The 16,948-nt window shown below is 68.6% G+C and carries 18 protein-coding genes; 7 read left to right on the top strand and 11 right to left on the bottom strand.

Features of this window, described 5'->3' with window-relative positions; translation table 11 throughout:
- Positions 1 to 210: 210 nt before the first annotated feature.
- From rpmF to mrf, 3 genes are read right to left on the bottom strand one after another with little or no spacing between them, the layout of a single operon-like run.
- Positions 211 to 375 carry a 50S ribosomal protein L32 gene (rpmF, locus tag IU459_RS30865; protein ID WP_195133122.1) on the bottom strand — a complete coding sequence of 55 codons (165 nt, stop codon included), beginning with the start codon at positions 373 to 375 and terminating at the stop codon, positions 211 to 213.
- A 1-nt stretch (position 376) separates the two neighbouring features.
- On the bottom strand, positions 377 to 637 hold the full coding sequence (locus IU459_RS30860) for a type B 50S ribosomal protein L31 (RefSeq protein WP_195133121.1): 261 nt from the start codon (positions 635 to 637) through the stop codon (positions 377 to 379).
- Positions 634 to 1,986 (bottom strand): ribosome hibernation factor-recruiting GTPase MRF, encoded by a 1,353-nt coding sequence (gene mrf / locus IU459_RS30855; protein WP_324199094.1) that lies wholly within the window; start codon positions 1,984 to 1,986, stop codon positions 634 to 636. Before mrf ends, IU459_RS30860 begins: the two co-directional genes overlap by 4 nt.
- 102 nt (positions 1,987 to 2,088) lie before the next feature.
- Here mrf and rpmB point away from each other — a divergent pair, with 102 nt between their 5' ends.
- The 5 genes from rpmB (at position 2,089) to IU459_RS30830 (ending at position 3,668) form a co-directional block, all read left to right on the top strand.
- Positions 2,089 to 2,325 carry a 50S ribosomal protein L28 gene (gene rpmB / locus IU459_RS30850; RefSeq protein WP_067474136.1) on the top strand — a complete coding sequence of 79 codons (237 nt, stop codon included), beginning with the start codon at positions 2,089 to 2,091 and terminating at the stop codon, positions 2,323 to 2,325.
- An 11-nt stretch (positions 2,326 to 2,336) separates the two neighbouring features.
- Positions 2,337 to 2,507, top strand: a complete 171-nt coding sequence (rpmG, locus tag IU459_RS30845; protein WP_019049259.1) for a 50S ribosomal protein L33 — start codon at positions 2,337 to 2,339, stop codon at positions 2,505 to 2,507.
- Between the two features lies 1 nt (position 2,508).
- Positions 2,509 to 2,814: a 30S ribosomal protein S14 gene (gene rpsN / locus IU459_RS30840; RefSeq protein ID WP_195133119.1), complete on the top strand. Its 306-nt coding sequence runs from the start codon at positions 2,509 to 2,511 to the stop codon at positions 2,812 to 2,814.
- Positions 2,815 to 2,848: 34 nt separating this feature from the next.
- A complete protein-coding gene (gene rpsR, locus IU459_RS30835; RefSeq protein ID WP_011211513.1) occupies positions 2,849 to 3,103 on the top strand; it encodes a 30S ribosomal protein S18 in 255 nt (84 codons plus the stop codon).
- Between the two features lie 103 nt (positions 3,104 to 3,206).
- Positions 3,207 to 3,668, top strand: a complete 462-nt coding sequence (locus IU459_RS30830; RefSeq protein WP_195133118.1) for a hypothetical protein — start codon at positions 3,207 to 3,209, stop codon at positions 3,666 to 3,668.
- A 72-nt stretch (positions 3,669 to 3,740) separates the two neighbouring features.
- On the opposite strand, the gene purH is transcribed toward IU459_RS30830, so the two are convergent.
- From purH to sucC, 6 genes are all read right to left on the bottom strand, one after another.
- The gene (gene purH / locus IU459_RS30825; RefSeq protein WP_195133117.1) at positions 3,741 to 5,309 is read right to left on the bottom strand and encodes a bifunctional phosphoribosylaminoimidazolecarboxamide formyltransferase/IMP cyclohydrolase; all 1,569 of its coding nucleotides are present in this window, start codon (positions 5,307 to 5,309) and stop codon (positions 3,741 to 3,743) included.
- Complete coding sequence (purN, locus tag IU459_RS30820; RefSeq protein ID WP_440446544.1) at positions 5,302 to 5,967, bottom strand: phosphoribosylglycinamide formyltransferase; 666 nt, start codon at positions 5,965 to 5,967, stop codon at positions 5,302 to 5,304. Before purN ends, purH begins: the two co-directional genes overlap by 8 nt.
- A gap of 53 nt (positions 5,968 to 6,020) precedes the next feature.
- Positions 6,021 to 7,541, bottom strand: a complete 1,521-nt coding sequence (locus tag IU459_RS30815; protein ID WP_195133116.1) for a cell division protein PerM — start codon at positions 7,539 to 7,541, stop codon at positions 6,021 to 6,023.
- 93 nt (positions 7,542 to 7,634) lie between these two features.
- Positions 7,635 to 8,693, bottom strand: coding sequence for a DUF5336 domain-containing protein (locus IU459_RS30810; protein ID WP_195133115.1), 1,059 nt, complete (start codon positions 8,691 to 8,693; stop codon positions 7,635 to 7,637).
- Positions 8,694 to 9,111: 418 nt separating this feature from the next.
- On the bottom strand, positions 9,112 to 10,026 hold the full coding sequence (gene sucD, locus IU459_RS30805; protein WP_195133114.1) for a succinate--CoA ligase subunit alpha: 915 nt from the start codon (positions 10,024 to 10,026) through the stop codon (positions 9,112 to 9,114).
- 25 nt (positions 10,027 to 10,051) lie between these two features.
- A complete protein-coding gene (gene sucC, locus IU459_RS30800) occupies positions 10,052 to 11,218 on the bottom strand; it encodes an ADP-forming succinate--CoA ligase subunit beta (RefSeq protein ID WP_195133113.1) in 1,167 nt (388 codons plus the stop codon).
- A 538-nt stretch (positions 11,219 to 11,756) separates the two neighbouring features.
- Here sucC and IU459_RS30795 point away from each other — a divergent pair.
- The gene (locus IU459_RS30795; RefSeq protein WP_195133112.1) at positions 11,757 to 13,049 is read left to right on the top strand and encodes a M23 family metallopeptidase; all 1,293 of its coding nucleotides are present in this window, start codon (positions 11,757 to 11,759) and stop codon (positions 13,047 to 13,049) included.
- 83 nt (positions 13,050 to 13,132) lie between these two features.
- Here the strand turns inward: IU459_RS30795 and IU459_RS30790 are convergent, their stop codons facing one another.
- Both IU459_RS30790 and pcrA read right to left on the bottom strand, forming a co-directional pair.
- Positions 13,133 to 13,558: a hypothetical protein gene (locus IU459_RS30790; protein WP_195133111.1), complete on the bottom strand. Its 426-nt coding sequence runs from the start codon at positions 13,556 to 13,558 to the stop codon at positions 13,133 to 13,135.
- A gap of 90 nt (positions 13,559 to 13,648) precedes the next feature.
- Positions 13,649 to 16,240: a DNA helicase PcrA gene (gene pcrA, locus IU459_RS30785; RefSeq protein WP_195133110.1), complete on the bottom strand. Its 2,592-nt coding sequence runs from the start codon at positions 16,238 to 16,240 to the stop codon at positions 13,649 to 13,651.
- 378 nt (positions 16,241 to 16,618) lie between these two features.
- Here pcrA and IU459_RS30780 point away from each other — a divergent pair, with 378 nt between their 5' ends.
- The gene (locus IU459_RS30780; protein ID WP_040782921.1) at positions 16,619 to 16,912 is read left to right on the top strand and encodes a chorismate mutase; all 294 of its coding nucleotides are present in this window, start codon (positions 16,619 to 16,621) and stop codon (positions 16,910 to 16,912) included.
- Positions 16,913 to 16,948: the final 36 nt, after the last annotated feature.

Genomic DNA, 16,948 nt, shown 5'->3' with positions numbered 1-16,948 from the left:
TCAGCCGCAACCATGGTGGACGCAATAGTGCGACGTGATGCCGGTCATGTCGATAGCTAGATATTAGCCACAACTACCGGAACTGCCGCCGCCAGCCGACGTGACCACCGGATTTCCGGACGATCGACCAGTAGCAGCGTGTCCGCCTCCCCGACAGCAAATATCAAGCCATCGCGAGCTGATACGCGTGCATGCACCGAAACTCGTCGATCAGACACTGATCAGGCCGCGCCGCACGGCCGCGACCAGCCTCCGCGGCACCTTGTGCACGACACCCCCGACCGTGACCGGCACCAGGTCGACCGGTGCGGCCTTCCAGTTCGCCCTCCGACTGCGGGTGTTCGATCGCGACGTCTTCCGCTTCGGCACCGCCATGTCAGGCCTCCCCTCGGACGCGCTTGCCGTACTTGCGCTCGAACTTCTCCACCCGTCCCTGGGTGTCCAGCACGCGGTGCGCGCCGGTCCAGAACGGGTGCGAGTCAGCTGTCACGTCCACCGTCAGCAGCGGATACATGTTGCCGTCTGTCCACTCCACGGTGCGCGCGCTGGTGGCAGTGGAGCGGGTGAGGAACCGCTTGCCCGTGCTCACGTCCTCGAAGACCACCGGGTGGTAGTCGGGATGGATTCCCTTCTTCATTTCGCCTCTCCTCTCGGGCTTTTCCTGTCTTCGGCCGCTTGGGCGGCGGCGTCGCCGTCCGCGCAGGGATCGGCGTGCCACTCCCCGAACGGGTCCTCCCACTGCGCCACCAGCTCGGGTGCGCGTTCGACCAGCCGTAGTTCCTCGTCCTCCACCAGCGCCCAGTGCAGCGCCTCGCGGATCTCCGCCGGATCGGCGTCGTGTACCAGGATCACCAGGGAGATGTCCCGGTCCCCGAAGCGCTCGTCCCAGCGCAGCGCGGCCAGCGCGCGGCGCTCTGGGTCCACCTCGGCCAGTTCGCCGGGAGACATCGCGGCCAGCCAGCGCCCCGCGCCGCCCACCCGCAGGCCGCCGCCCGCTGATTCCAGCCAGACGACCTCGTCCGGCTGGGTCGCCAGCCACAGGCGGCCGCGGGCGGTCACCACGCCGTCGAACAGCACGTCGAGCGCCTCGTGCAAGCGGGCGGGATGGAACGGGCGTCCGGCGGCGAACTCCATCAGCACGACGCCGTAGTCGCTGGTCAACGGTGGAGTGCCGCGCAGCAGCGGCGCGTGCGCGTCGAAGATCCGGCCGCGCCGGGAGCCGGCGGGAATGCGCGTGAGCAGCGCTTCGACCCGAGCGGGCGTGAGTTCCCGCGGCTCGTCGACCCAGGCGACCGGCGCGCCGGGGACCAGCCGCGCCAGCACCGCGGCAAGTTTTCCTCGATCGGCCCGCGCGTCGCTGAGCAGGGCTCCTTGGACTTCGACCGCGCCCAGGGCGATCACCGCGTCGGCGAAGTCGACTTGGCCGACCGCCACCTGCGCCACCGTGCGGTCGTCGTCGGCACGAGCGAGGCCGCGCTCGGCGAGCGTGTCGTCCCCGGTCGCGTCGGAGAGCCACGCGCCGGCGTCCAGACAGGTGAGCACCGCGTCCACTCGCACATCGCGCCCGGCGGGACCGTCGACGCGACCGTGCACGCCGGTGACCACGACGTGCTCGATGGCCTGGCACACCGCTTCGGCCTCGAAGGCGGGATCGAGCGCGAGCACGATCCGGGCGACCGAATCGCGCCGGGCGAGTGTGCACAGCAGCGGGAGCAGGTCCATCCGCAGCGTGCAGGAGACGCAGCCGTGCGCGAGTTCGAGCACGGCCGAGGTCTCCTCCGTCGCGGTGCGCACTGTGCGGTGCACGATGCCTTCGCGCAACTGGGCGAGGTCGTGGCGGACGACGACCGTACCCGGCGCCGCGGCCAGCGCCACGGCCGCGTTATCCACGCCCGCCGCGGCGAGTCCGGCGAAACCGGTGAGCACCACCACGGGCGTCCTCCGGTCGGACTCGGGTGGGAACAGGGTGGAATCTGCGGCAGCCACCAGGAACCCCTTTCGGTAATGATTTTCATTTGCCGTCGGACCACGGTACAGTCCCGGGCAGCCTTTGTCGAAAATGATTGTCATCTACTGGAGGGAGTCCGCATGTCGGCCCACTGCCAGGTCACCGGACGCAAGCCCGGCTTCGGCAAGTCCGTGTCGCACTCGCACAAGCGGACCAGCCGCCGCTGGAACCCCAACGTCCAGCGCAAGACCTACTACCTGCCCAGCGAAGGACGGCGCATCACGCTGACCGTCTCCGCCAAGGGCATCAAGACCATCGACCGGGACGGCATCGAGGCCGTTGTGGCCCGGATCCGGGCGCGCGGCGACAAGATCTGAAGGAGCGACCTATGGCGTCGAAATCGACCGACATCCGCCCGATCGTCAAGCTGAAGTCCACCGCGGGCACCGGGTACACCTACGTGACCCGCAAGAACCGCCGCAATGACCCCGATCGCCTGGTGCTGCGCAAATACGACCCGGTCGTGCGCAAGCACGTCGACTTCCGTGAGGAGCGCTGAGGTGGCCAAGAAGTCGAAGATCGCGCGCGACCAGCAGCGCAGGGCGATCGTGGCGCGCTACGCCGAACGCCGCGCCGAACTGAAGGAAATCATCCGGAAACCGGGCACCTCGGACGCCGATCGGACGTCCGCCCAGGCCGAACTGCGGCGGCAGCCGCGCGACGCCAGTCCGGTACGATTGCGCAATCGGGACGCCGCCGACGGACGACCGCGCGGTCATCTCCGGAAGTTCGGACTCTCCCGTGTGCGTGTGCGCGAGATGGCCCACCGGGGCGAGTTGCCCGGTGTGCACAAATCGAGCTGGTAGACAACCACTGATCTCGTGAGAAGGAACCCGTCATATGGCAGTCAAGCGAGCACCGTCGAAGAAGGTTCGCGCCGAACAGGCCCGTCGCCCGAAGAAGAACCCGCTCATCGCCGCGGGTATCGAGACGGTCGACTACAAAGACGTGAACCTGCTGCGCACGTTCATCTCCGATCGCGGCAAGATTCGCAGCCGCCGGGTCACCGGGCTCACCCCGCAGCAGCAGCGCCAGGTCGCTGTCGCGGTGAAGAACGCCCGTGAGATGGCGCTGCTGCCGTTCACCAGCCGGTAGGCCGGGCTTTCGCTTCGCGAGGGACCCCCGAGGAACTCGGGGGTCTTTGTCGTTCCCACACGAGGCCACCGATCGCGGAAGAGCTCGCGACTAGGGTTGCGGTATGGATCGGATACCAGCCGGACGCGCCGCCGCAGCTGTCGCCGCAGTGCTCGCCTGCCTCGCGGCCACGAGCTGCGGCGACTCGAAAGACACTGCACCACAACCGAACACGAGCACCACGCACACCGCGGCGCCGAACACACCCATCGAGGACCCGAACGGTAATCAGGGCACCGTGTTCACCGCCGACCCGACCGTCGTCGGCGCGCATCCGATCCCGTTCCGGTCCTGGACCAGGTTGGCGGACGACAAGATAGCCGTGAACTTCCAGACCGGGACGCCCGAGTGTTACGGCGTGGATGCCACGGTCACCGAAAACGATTCGACGGTGACGGTCGAACTGCGCTCCGGCACCCGCGCCGACGCGGTGGGGAAAATGTGCACGATGATGGCCGTTTTCGGCACGTTGGAGGTCCCCTTGAAAGCGCTGCTCGGCAACCGCGCGGTGCTCAGCGCGGTCTAGCGGAGGGCCGGGAACCGCGAAGGCCGCGCCCGACCGAGAGTCCGACGCGGCCTTTCTCGCTGCTGCCTTACGTCAGTGGGCGAAGTGACGCGCCCCGGTGAGGTACAGGGTGACACCTGCCTCGCGAGCGAGGTCGATGGTCTCCTGGTCGCGCACCGAGCCGCCGGGCTGGACGATGGCGCGGACACCCGCCTGGATCAGGGTCTGCGGCCCGTCCGGGAACGGGAAGTAGGCGTCGGAGGCGGCCACCGAGCCCTTGGCCCGGTCACCGGCCCGCTGCACCGCGAGGCCGACCGCGTCCACCCGGTTGACCTGGCCCATGCCGACGCCGACCGACGCGCCGTCGTGGGCGAGCAGGATCGCGTTGGACTTCACCGCACGGCAGGCACGCCAGGCGAACGCCAGATCGGCCAGAGTCTGCGGGTCGGCGGGCTCGCCCGCGGCCAGGGTCCAGTTGGCCGGGTCGTCGCCCTCGGCGTCGAGCACGTCGCGCTGCTGCAACAGCGCGCCGCCGCTGATCGGGCGCAGTTCGGCGCCCGCGCGCCGGGGCGGCTCGGCGACGAGGATGCGCACGTTCTTCTTGCGCTGCAACACTTCCACCGCGCCGTCGGCGTAGGACGGCGCGACGATCACCTCGGTGAAGATCTCCGCGACCTGCTCGGCCATCTCCACGGTGATCTCGCGGTTCGCGGCGATCACCCCGCCGAACGCGCTGACCGGATCGCACGCGTGCGCCTTGCGGTGCGCCTCGGCGATATCCGCGCCGAGCGCGATGCCGCAGGGGTTGGCGTGCTTGATGATCGCGACGGCCGGGTCGTCGTGGTCGAAGGCCGCCCGCCAGGCGGCGTCGGCGTCGACGTAGTTGTTGTACGACATCTCCTTGCCGTGCAGCTGCTGTGCCTGCGCCAGCCCGAGGCTGCCGTCGCCGTTGGTGTACAGCGCGGCGGCCTGATGCGGGTTCTCGCCGTAGCGCAGCACCGCCGAGCGTTCCCAAGTGCCGCCGAGCCATTCGGGGAACCGGGTCGCCGCGTCGGCCTCGGCGTCGGCGGCCAGCACGTTGGTCAGCCAGCTGGCGACCGCGACGTCGTAACTCGCGGTGTGCTGGAACGCCTTGGCGGCCAGGCCGGTCCGCTCGGCCAGCGTGAAGCCGCCGGACTTCACCGCGGCCAGCACGTCGTCGTAGTCGCGGCTGTCGACCACCACCGCCACCGACGGATGATTCTTCGCCGCGGCCCGCACCATGGAGGGCCCGCCGATATCGATCTGCTCCACGCACTCGTCGGGACTCGCCCCGCCGGCCACGGTCTGCGTGAACGGGTAGAGGTTCACCACCACCAGCTGGAACGCCTCCACGCCGAGCTCGACCAGCTGATCGACATGCTCCTGCTTGCGCGAGTCGGCCAGGATGCCCGCGTGCACCCGTGGATGCAGCGTCTTGACCCGGCCGTCGAGGGTCTCCGGGAACCCGGTCAGGTCCTCGACCTTGGTCACCGGGATGCCCGCGTCGGCGATCTTGCCCGCGGTGGATCCGGTCGAGACCAGCTCGATGCCCGCGGCGTGCAGACCGGTCGCGAGCTCGATGAGACCCGTCTTGTCGTAGACGCTCACCAGCGCCCTGCTGATCGGCTTGCGTTCACTCACCGGAGAACTCGCTCATCTGGATAACTGCCTTTCGTCCGTCGGAGACAATGCCTCTCATGGCGACGGCGGCGACAACCTCCGCCAGCAACCGTCGCTCGACAACCTTGATGCGCTCGTGCAGAGTGGCCTCGTCGTCATCCGGCCGAACCGCCACCGCCTCCTGCGCGAGAATCGGGCCGGTGTCCACGCCCTCGTCCACCAGATGCACCGTGCAGCCGGTGACCCGCGCTCCATAGGCAAGAGCGTCACGCACTCCGTGCGCGCCCGGGAACGAGGGCAGCAGCGCGGGGTGGGTGTTGATGATCCGGCCGCCGAACCGGTCCAGGAAGGCGGGGCCGAGCAGCCTCATGAAACCCGCCGACACCACGAGATCCGGGTCGTAGGCCGCGACCGCGTCGGTGAACGCGACATCCCAGGCGGCGCGGTCGGGAAAGTCCTTCAGCGCCACCCGGAAATGCGGCACGCCCGCGGCGTCCGCGTGGCCGGTGGCGGCGCAGGTGCGGTCGACACCCACGGCGACGATCTTCGCCGGGTAGCCGGGAGCGGAGGCGGCGTCCAACAGTGCGCGCAACAGCGAGCCGGTGCCCGACGCCAGCACGACGACGGTGGCCGGAGCCGCTGCGGGCTTCCACGGGGCGTGCGAGGACGTCAGCGTAATACTCCTGCGATCGATCGGTATGGCGTACGAATGCGGCACCGCCGGGTTAAAGCCTAACGGCCGTCCACCCGGTCACTGTCCGGCAGGTCCGTCTCGACCACCTCGGCGTCGACGATGTCGGCCATGGGGTCGCCGCGGCGCGCGCCGCCCGTCTCGATCGCCGCCGGTTCGTCGACGAGCTCGGCGTCGAGTGCGTCTTCCAGCTCCGGCCTGTCGTAGTCGAGCGAGCGGTCGTCGCGGTAGTCGTAGTAATCGTCGTCCGCGTAGTCGTCGTCCGCGTAGTCGTCGTAGTCCGAGTCGGCGTAGTAGTCGTCGTCTTCGTCGTCGTGGTCGACGTAGTCGTCGTAGGAATCGCGGTAGTCGGCAGGCGGGACGCCGACCGGCAGCAGGAACCAGCGTGCGAACACCAGACCCGCGTAGCCGGGAACCGCGAGCCAGGCGAAGGTGATCAGCGTGAAGATCGGCAGATCGAGCCCGACCCGGCCGAACGTGCCGAGTTCGCCACCCGCGACCGCGCCCGCCACCGCCAAGGCGAGCGACGCCAGCGCGGCCGAGCTGAGCGTCGCCCACGGTGCGGTGATCCGGTCGGTCGAGGTACGGGCGCAATCCAACCCGCCGAGCACGCCGACCGCGGCCGGGACGAGCAACAGCACCGGCCACCATCCCGCCGCCGGACCCGTCGGTACCGCGGCGAGCAGCGGGAAGGCCGGAATCGGGCCGCCGACCACCGAGAACACGCCGAACGAGGCGGCGCCGATATGCGCGCTGGAGCCGACCAGCACACCCACCGTGTGGACTACCAGGTTGGGCAGATACAGCAGCGCGAGCAGGGTCAGTCCGATCACGCCCACAGCGTTGCCCGCCAATTGATAGGTGTCATCGACCCGCGCGATGTGCGCGAGGAACGACACGACCACGACCGCGGTCGCGCAGCCGAGCAGACGCAAGACGGACCGGCCCGCGCCGTACAGCCCCGACACGGCCCAGTCGGGTACCGGCAACAGCACGAACAGCAGTCTTCGGATACGAATGACGATGCCGGCGACGGCGGCGAGCAGATACAACACCGTGACCCACGCGAACGCGGCCAGGGGGTTCGGTGGTTGCAGCGCGATGACACCCGACGCGTCTTCGGCGACGGCGAGACAGACCGACGTGACCAGCAGTGGACCGCCTACCGCGGCGCCGACGATCCACCCGAGATCGGCCTTGGTGCAGTCGGTTTCCACGGCCCGCGCGCATTCCCGCCCGGCCAGCCAGACCAGCAGCGCGGTCGGCAGGAGCGGAAGCAGGCCCAGCGAGGTCTTGCCGATCACCAGCGGAACCTGGTGCGCGCCCAGCCAGCTGGCGGCGACCGCGCCGGAGGCGCCCGCGAGATCACTGCCCGAGGTCAGCAGCGTGCACAGCACCAGAACGGCGAAGGTGGTGAGGCCGAATGCCGCGGGACGGGCCGCGACCGAGACGAGCACCCTGGACCGCTCCGGAGTCAGGGACAGAAACCCGGCCTCGTCCGCATCGGGGTGCGGCGGCGACGCGCCGGTTCGGCGCGTCGAGGAGGTTCTGGGGGAGCTCATGGCTTTTCAGCGTGGCAGCTTCCCCGGCGCGAGCGGGTCAGGCGCGCCGGGAAGGACTGCCACGCTGCCGTCGCGCCGGGTAGCGGCGCGGTGTTACTTGTTGTTGTCGTCCGAGGGACGGAATGCCTGGGTGGCGTCGGAGGACGGATCCCCACCCTGCTCGCCACCGAACGGCTTGTTCGGCTGGCTCGGCTGACTCGGCTGCTGTCCGAAGCCCGACGAGCCGTAGGGCGACTGCTGGCCGGAGGGCTGCCCGCCGAAATGCTGGGTCACGCTCTCGTCCGGACGCGGCTGCGCGCCGTAGGGCGAACCCGGCTGCTGGGAGGCACCGTAGGCCGTGGTCGGCTGGCTCTGCCCGTAGGGCGACTGCGGCTGCCCGTAGGGCTGGCCCGGCTGACTCTGGCCGTAGCTCGGCTGGCTCTGCCCGTAGGGCGAAGGCTGCTGGGACGGGAACTGCGGCGGGGCGGACTGGCCGTAGCCGGACTGCCCGTACGGCCCGCTCGGTCCGTAGCCGGGCTGGCTCGGCTGCCCCTGGCCGAAGGACTGCGGCGCCTGCCCGAACGATGGCGGCTGCTGGCCGTAACCGGCCTGCCCGAAACCGCTCGGCGCGGCGGCCGGGCGCGGCGCGGGCGCCTTCACGATGCCAGCGTCGAACAGCGCCGCGGCGATCGCGACCGCGGTTTGCACGAACGCGAAGACCAGCAGGATGTACGCGCCCACCTCCAGCTCGGTGCCCTCACCGAAGTTGAACGACTGGAACAGCAGCGCGATGAAGCCCGCGGTCGAGGCCGCGGCGGCGGCGCCGATCCAGTTCTGCTTCGGCAGCAGCGACATCGCGGCGAGCAGGCCGCCGAGCAGCAGCAGCCCGAGCAGCGCCGAGCCGGACACCTCGAACAGGTTGGCCGTCTCCGGCTCGCTGACCCGGCGGCCGCCGAGATCGATCGGTTTGCTGCCGAGGAACGGCAGGAAGCCGAGCAGGAAGCTGATCACGCCGAGCGCCGCTACCCCGACCACCAGGAAGAACGGCAGACCTTTGGCATCGGAACCGGTAGCGCTCGAACCTGAACTGGCGCCACCCGCGGCCGGGCTCTGGCTGGACGGCGCTGAGGGCGAGGGTGCGTTGTACCCGGAGCCCCCGGTCGGGTAAGACATGTCGTCGTCTCCTAAATCGAGTCGTTCATGGTCTTCACGGCTGGATTACTTCTGACGCTACTGCACTGCCTGGCCCAGGTCACCCTGCGCCAATTGCCGGGACGAGCGAATCCGCCCAGGTCCGACCGCAGCCTCTAGCGAGACCACCGACCGCTTACGTAACTGTTGCCCGCGGTGGCTGTTCTCACACTGCCGTGTTCTCGAGCACGGGGAATGAACACTGCCACAAGCCGGTGAACCATTCGTCCGGCTGCCTCGTGTCAAGAGGAGGAAACCGCACGAGCCCCGAGAGACCAATGGTTCCACGCGTGGCTGGTCAGGACGCTCGGCTGCTGCCCAAGCCTGAGCCCACCGGCCACACATGACGAAGGCCGCCCCCCGAATTCGGAGGCGGCCTTCGTGCGGGGTCGCGGATCGATCAGGCGCTGATGCTGGCCTTCTCCAGGATCTCGCGGGCCAACGCGGCGGTCTCGGACGGCGTCTTGCCGACCTTCACGCCCGCGGCCTCCAGCGCGTCCTTCTTCGCCTGGGCGGTGCCCGACGAACCGGACACGATGGCGCCGGCGTGGCCCATCGTCTTGCCCTCGGGTGCGGTGAAGCCGGCCACGTAGCCGACGACCGGCTTGGTGACGTTGGCCTTGATGTAGGCCGCCGCCCGTTCCTCGGCGTCGCCGCCGATCTCGCCGATCATGACGATCAGCTTGGTCTCCGGGTCCTTCTCGAACGCCTCGATGGCGTCGATATGGGTGGTGCCGATGACCGGGTCGCCGCCGATGCCGATGGAGGTCGAGAAGCCGAAGTCACGCAGCTCGTACATCATCTGGTAGGTCAGCGTGCCGGACTTCGAGACCAGGCCGATCGGGCCCTTGCCGGTGATGTTGGCCGGGGTGATGCCGACCAGCGACTCGCCGGGAGTGATGATGCCGGGGCAGTTCGGGCCGATGATCCGGGTCTTGGCGCCCTTCTCCACGTTGTAGGCCCACGCGTAGGCGGTGTCCTGCACCGGGATGCCCTCGGTGATGACCACCAGCAGCGGGATCTCCGCGTCGATGGCCTCGATGATGGCGTCCTTGGCGAACTTCGGCGGCACGAACGCGATGGACACGTCGGCGCCGGTCTCCTTGATGGCCTCCGCGACGGTGCCGAACACCGGCAGATCGACCGCGTTGCCGTCCTTGTCGGTGTGCGCGACGGTGGTGCCCGCCTTGCGCGCGTTCACGCCGCCCACAATCTGGGTGCCCGCCTTCAGCATCAGCGCGGTGTGCTTGGTGCCCTCGCCGCCGGTGATGCCCTGGACGATGACCTTGGAATCCTTGTTCAGGAAGATAGACATTCTTTTCGTCCTTACTCGGCCGTCGTTATCGGGCGGCTGCCAGTTCGGCGGCCTTGTCGGCGCCTTCGTCCATTGTCTGCGCCAGCGTCACCAGCGGGTGCGCGGCCTCGACGAGGATCTTGCGGCCCTCGTCGACCCGGTTGCCGTCGAGGCGGACCACCAGCGGCTTGTTCGCGTTGTCGCCCAGGATCTCCAGCGCCTTCACGATGCCGTTGGCAACCGCGTCACAGGCGGTGATGCCGCCGAACACGTTGACGAACACGCTCTTGACCTGCTCGTCGTTCAGGATGACGTCCAAGCCCGCGGCCATCACCTCGGCCGAGGCGCCACCGCCGATGTCCAGGAAGTTGGCGGGCTTCACGCCGCCGTGGTTCTCGCCCGCGTAGGCGACGACGTCCAGGGTCGACATGACCAGGCCCGCGCCGTTGCCGATGATGCCGACCTCGCCGTCCAGCTTGACGTAGTTGAGGTCGTTCTCCTTGGCCTTGAGCTCGAGCGGGTCGGTCGCGTCCTTGTCCGCGAACGCCGCGTGGTCGTCGTGGCGGAACTCGGCGTTCTCGTCCAGGGTGACCTTGCCGTCCAGCGCGAGGATCTCGTCCTGCGGGGTGCGCACGAGCGGGTTGACCTCGACCAGGGTGGCGTCCTCTTTGACGAACACCTCCCACAGCTTCTGGATGGTCACGGCCGCGGCGTCCAGCACGTCGGCGGGCAGGTGGCCCTGCTCGGCGATCGAGCGCGCGAACGCCAGGTCGACGCCCTTGACCGCGTCGACGGGAACCTTGGCCAGCCGCTCCGGCTTGGTCGCGGCGACCTCTTCGATCTCCATGCCGCCCTCGACCGAGCACATGGCCAGGTAGGTCCGGTTGGCACGGTCCAGCAGGAAGGAGATGTAGTACTCCTCCGCGATGTCCTTGGCCTCGGCGACGAGGATCTTCTTGGTGATGTGGCCCTTGATGTCCAGGCCGATGATGTTCTGCGCGTGGGTGAATGCGTCGTCCTGGGTGGCGGCGTACTTGACGCCACCCGCCTTGCCGCGGCCACCGGCCTTCACCTGGGCCTTGATCATCACCGGCTTGCCGATTTCCGCCGCGATCGCGCGGGCGTCCTCGGCCGTGTCCGTGACGCGGCCCTCGGACGAAGGCACTCCGTGCTTAACGAAGAGCTCCTTCGCCTGATATTCGAAGAGATCCATGTACTCACCGTCTCGTCTGCGTTGTGATGACAACGTCTTTGTTGGCGGCCCGACGTCGGAAGCGGGTCGGGTCGGACTTTAACCAGTCACATGGAGGGCCAATCGGCCACGTACATCCTAAGTGGCGCAGGTCACGGACCGATGCCGGGCGGCGGCAAAACCCCTGGCCAACACTACTGACGAGTAGGTTGCTGGCGGCATACCAGGTAGAGCCGCCGAACCCGAATCGGGCGGCCTTCTACTACAGCTTGTCGTCGAGCAACCTCTCCGGGGTGCCCATATCGCGGTGAGATACTCGGCGCGCGGAAAGTGATCAATCTCACATGTTTGTTACGGAATGTCCGCACCGCTTGTGGGGGTGCAATCGTTTCGTTACCGTCATTGCGGTCGATGTCACAACACGGTCACGACTAGGAGGACGGCAAGCTTTGACGCAGCACAGCACTCCGCAGCCGCAGAGCCGCTCCGCACGCGACCGATCGACACCGCTTACCAGCGGATATTCGAGTTTTTCCCGCTTCACGATGTGGCACCGCCGATGAACCACCGCTCCACCTTCGCCTCCGATGATCGCCTCCGGTCCGGACATCGTTACCGCCAGGACGACGAGTCCTACGGCGGGGCGACCCCGTACGCAGCCGCCCCGATCGACGGATATCGGGACTCCCGATACGTCGCGGGCTCGCAGTACGAGTACCACGCGGCCGCGGACCAGGGTCCCGGTTTCGCGACCGATCACGCGTCGTTCGAACCGCCGGTTCACGACGCGGCTTACGACCACGCGGCGTATGACCCCGCGGCCTACCAGAGCACCGGCTACGACGGCTCCTGGGCCGAGAACAACGCCTGGGCCCAACAGGATTGGTCGCAGCAGGACTCGTGGTCCGACGGTGGCGCGTGGAACTCCGGTGAGGCGTGGGCCGAAGAGCAGCCCTGGACGCCGGAAGCGAACGAGTGGGTCGCCGAGGACACCGGCTGCTGGGCCCCGGAGGAATCCTGGGCGTCGGAGACCGCCGAACCCGACGTGAGCGACACCGGCGCCGAGCTCCCCGCCGTGCCGACCGTGATTCCCGCCCGCCGCTCCGCGAACAAGCGGGGTGGCGCGCACCGAGTGCCCGCGCCGCCCGCCGCCCTCAAGGGCCGCGCCGCGGTCGCCGCCGTCGCAGCCGGAGCGGTCGTGGCCGCCGGGCAGGCCGCGTTCGCCTCGCCCGAGCAGCCGTCGCAGACCGTCGACTACGAAGCCGCGGGGCAGATCCACGAGATCGCCGCTCAGTCGATGAACGTGGCCGACCCGAGCGCCTCGCCGGAATCGCCGCAAGTGCTCAATGTTTCGGCGCCCGCCAACCTGGACCAGTTCAACGACATCCTGCAGAAGGGCCAGAAGTACGCGGAGGATCTCGCCGCCCAGGAGTCCGCGAAACTTCGCCCGCTCTTCCACAAGTTCTTCGCCGCAGGCAACTTCACCTCAGGATTCGGCGCCCGCTGGGGCGTGCAGCACCTCGGCATCGACATCGCAGGTCCGATCGGCACCCCGATCTACGCGGTTGCCGACGGCACCGTGATCGAGGCCGGCCCCGCCGCGGGCTTCGGTATGTGGGTCCGCCTGCTCCACGACGACGGCACCGTCACCATCTACGGCCACATCGACACCGCCACGGTCTCGCAGGGCCAGCGCGTGCTGGCCGGCGACCAGATCGCCACGATGGGCAACCGCGGGTTCTCCACCGGACCGCACTGCCACTTCGAGGTCTGGTTGAACGGCGTCGACAAGGTGGACCCGGTCCCCTGGCTGGCCACCCGCGGCATCGGCCTCGGACAGATGCGCGACTGACCGACCCGCCTGGCCGCACTGTGGGCGGACCCGTACACGGGTTTCGCAGTCAGTGCTGCCCGAATCGCCTGTGGCACAGAGCCTTATGGCGCGGCAGCGATCGCGAGGCCGAGCAATGCGATCACTTTGGCGACCTCCAAGCCGATGTACCAATAGTGGGCGTGCGAACGCGGCAGGTTCTCGCCCGCCAGAACACGGTCGGCGCGGCGGGACAGCGGCGGGCGCACCACCAGGATCTGGAGGGCAAGCAGCGCCACGGCGACGCCGAGCCAGGACCAGGTAGCCGGGCCTGGCGCCACGATCAGCGCGGCGATCACCAGCAGCGCCGCGAGCGCGGCCTCGACGGCGTTCAGCGCGCGAAACACCAAGCGACCGATGCCGAGACCGAGCTGCAGCGTCACGCCGGGAGCGCGGAATTTCAACGGCGCCTCCAGGAACGAGATGGCCAGCACCATGCCGAGCCACAGCATGGGCAGAAACCACAGGATGTGCTGCGCGATCGTGTCCATGCCGCGGACCCTACCGGCGCCTTGCGACCACGGGCAGGGCCGAAAGGCCCTGTCGCACGGACCGGCCCACGCTGGGGGCGGCCCGCACGCTCAGAGCTTGACCAGCGTTCGGCTGTACTGCGGGATCAGCCGGATCTTGCCCGCGGTGCCGAAATCGATCGTCACGGTGGCCAGCGGCCCGAAGCCCTCGGCGGCGATCACCCGGCCGAGACCGTATTTGTCGTCACTGACCCGATCGCCCACGGCGAGCACCAAATTCGTGTTGTTGCGCGTCGCGCCGCCGGGCGCGGGCCTGCGCGGCCCTCGGTCCCGCAAGCCCGGCCGTGGCTCCGACCAGCCGTCGCCCCGCGTCCAGTCGCGCTCCAGCCCGTCGTCGTCACCGCCGCGCCGCCGGATACCCCTGGTCGCGGGCGATCCAGCCGGCTCGAGGCGGCGCCAATCGATGAGATGCCCCGGAATCTCTTGTAGGAAGCGCGATTCCGGATTGGAAACCGGCTGGCCCCACCCGGAGCGCACCACCGCTCGCGTCAGATACAGGCGCCGTCTCGCTCTGGTGATGCCGACGTAGGCGAGCCTGCGTTCCTCGGCCAGCTCGGTCGGATCGCCCAGTGCCCGCATGTGCGGGAACTGTCCGTCCTCCCAACCGGTCACGAACACCACGGGGAACTCCAAGCCCTTGGCCGTGTGCAACGTCATCATCGTGACGACGCCGGAGCCCTCGTCCGGAATCTGGTCGGTGTCGGCAACCAGGGAAACCCGCTCCAGGAACGCGGCGAGCGAACCCGGGTCGGGCTCGCCTTCGCCCGCTTCGGGCACCAGCCCCTCCTGCCGGGCCGCCTCCGCATTGTTGTGTGCCTCGGAGCTGAATTCCCGTGCGACGCTGACCAATTCGTTGAGGTTGTCGAGTCGTGCGCCGTCCTGCGGATCGTCGGACGCCTCGAGCTCGGCGCGATAGCCGGTGCGCTCGAGCACCGCCTCGACGACATTGCCCACATCGGGAAAGTCGGATTCCGCGCGTTCGCCCGCCGCACGGATCTCGTCGAGCAGGTCGAGGAAACCCGCGATGGCCCGCTGCGAGCGGGTGTTCAGCAGCGCCACCTTCCCGTCCGCGGCATCGCGCAGTGCGGCGGCGAAACCGATCCCACGCTGTTCGGCGTGCACCGCCACACACGCCTCGGCTCGATCGCCGATACCGCGGCGGGGCGTGTTGAGGATGCGGCGCATGCTCACCGCGTCCTCCGGGTTCTCCAGCACGCGCAGGTAGGCGACGATGTCGCGCACCTCTTTGCGCTCGTAGAAGCGGACACCGCCGACCACCTTGTATGGCAGTCCCATCCGGATGAAGATCTCTTCCAGCGCGCGCGAGTTGTTGTTGGTCCGGTAGAACACCGCGACGTCGCCGTAGTTGGCTTCGCCTTGGTCGACCAGCCGGTCGATCTCGCGCGCCACGAACGACGCCTCGTCGTGCTCGTTGTCGGCGACGTAGCCGGTGATCAGATCGCCCTCGCCGGAATCGGTCCACAGCTTCTTCTCGCGCCGGTTCTCATTGCGGGAGATCACCGCGTTGGCGGCGGAGAGGATGTGCTGCGTGGAACGGTAGTTCTGCTCCAAGAGGATGGTTTCGGCATCGGGGAAATCGCGTTCGAACTCCTCGATATTGCGGATGGTCGCGCCACGGAAGGCGTAGATGGACTGGTCGGCGTCACCCACCACGCACAGTTCGCTCGGCGGGACACGGTCCTGCGGCGGGGCTGTTCCGTCGTCCTCCTGGTGCCCGACCAGCTCACGCACCAGGACGTACTGCGCGTGGTTGGTGTCCTGGTACTCGTCCACCAGGACGTGCCGGAAGCGGCGACGGTAGTACTCGGCGACCTGCGGATGGTTCTGCAGCAGCGCCACCGTCTCACCGATCAGGTCGTCGAAGTCCAGCGCGTTCGCCGAGCGTAACCTGCGCTGGTATTCGGTGTAGACCCTGGCCACCAGGCCGGGCAGCTCGGCATCGTCGGATTCGGCGTCCGCGGTGGCCCTGGCCGGATCGATGAGCTCGTTCTTCAGATTCGAGATCGCGGTCGCCAGCAGGCGCGCCGAGTACTTCTTGGCGTCGATGTCCAGATCGCGGCTGATCATGGTGAGCAGACGCCGGGAATCGTCGGCGTCGTAGATCGAGAAATTCGAATTCAAGCCGGGCAGCAGCGCCGCCTGGGTGCGCAGGATCCGGACGCAGCTGGAGTGGAACGTGGACACCCACATGGCGTTCGCCCGCGGGCCGACCAGCCCGCTCACCCGCTCCCGCATCTCCGCGGCGGCCTTGTTGGTGAAGGTGATCGCGAGCACCTGGCCGGGGGTCACGCCACGCGCGGCGAGCAGGTAGGCGATGCGGCGGGTGAGCACGGCCGTCTTGCCCGAACCCGCGCCCGCCACGATCAGCAGTGGCGAGCCGGTGTGCACGACCGCCGCGCGCTGCTGCGGGTTCAGGCCGTCGAGCAGCCGCTCGGCCTCCTCGGCACGCCGTTTCTCCCGCTCGGCACGCTGCTGTTCGCGCTCGGCGTCCGAAAGCGGCGCCTGCGGCACGGGGGCATGCTGCGACCGCTCCGCGTCGTTCCTGCCGGCCAGCGGTTTCGATGTCGGATCCGGGTGCACGACCCGACCCGTCTGCGTCTTGGGAGCCACCGTTATGTCCATCGCCCATCCACGCTACCGGCGGGCACCGACAGACCTGAAGCCCCTGACGCTTCGGTTTCCGTTCGGCACCGGCTCGCAAACGCATGACCCGCCACTGCTGGGAAGCCGCAGCGAAACGACCTGGGGTTCTCGGGCGATTCACAAATGTAGTCGTTTTGCATACCTTCCAGCCCGTGGCAGACTGGCGGAATGCTCAGCGCTTCCCCGATACCTCCGCTTCGGTTACCTGCCGGACGTCGGGATCGCGGAGCCTATGCCTGAGCGCACCTTCTGGGGGGATAATGCAAGGCCCCACCAGGTCTGTTTCACGGTGAAAGAACGATCGGTAACGAGCCGAGCGCACGCTCCGATCCACGTTCTGACACGAGGAGATGAATGATGAGCACCCCTGCCACGACGACCGGGTCCGATGCCGCGCTGCCGCAGACCGAGGCCGAGATCGACAAGCTCCGCAAGGAGATCGACCGTCTCGACGCCGAGATTCTCGCCGCGATCAAGCGCCGGACGGAGATCTCCCGGATCATCGGCCGGACGCGGATGGCGTCCGGCGGGCCGCGCCTGGTGCACAGTCGGGAAATGAAGGTGCTCGAGCGCTTCAGCGAACTCGGCCAGGAAGGCCACACCCTCGCCATGCTGCTGCTTCGTCTCGGTCGCGGTCGCCTGGGCCACTGACAACTACGCGGCGCGCTCGCAAGACCGTCGCACCAC

This window comes from Nocardia amamiensis (assembly GCF_015477605.1).
Classification (GTDB): Bacteria; Actinomycetota; Actinomycetes; order Mycobacteriales; family Mycobacteriaceae; genus Nocardia; species Nocardia amamiensis_A.
The sequence above is the reverse complement of the archived record's forward strand: the minus strand, read 5'-3'. Positions and strand labels throughout refer to the sequence as shown.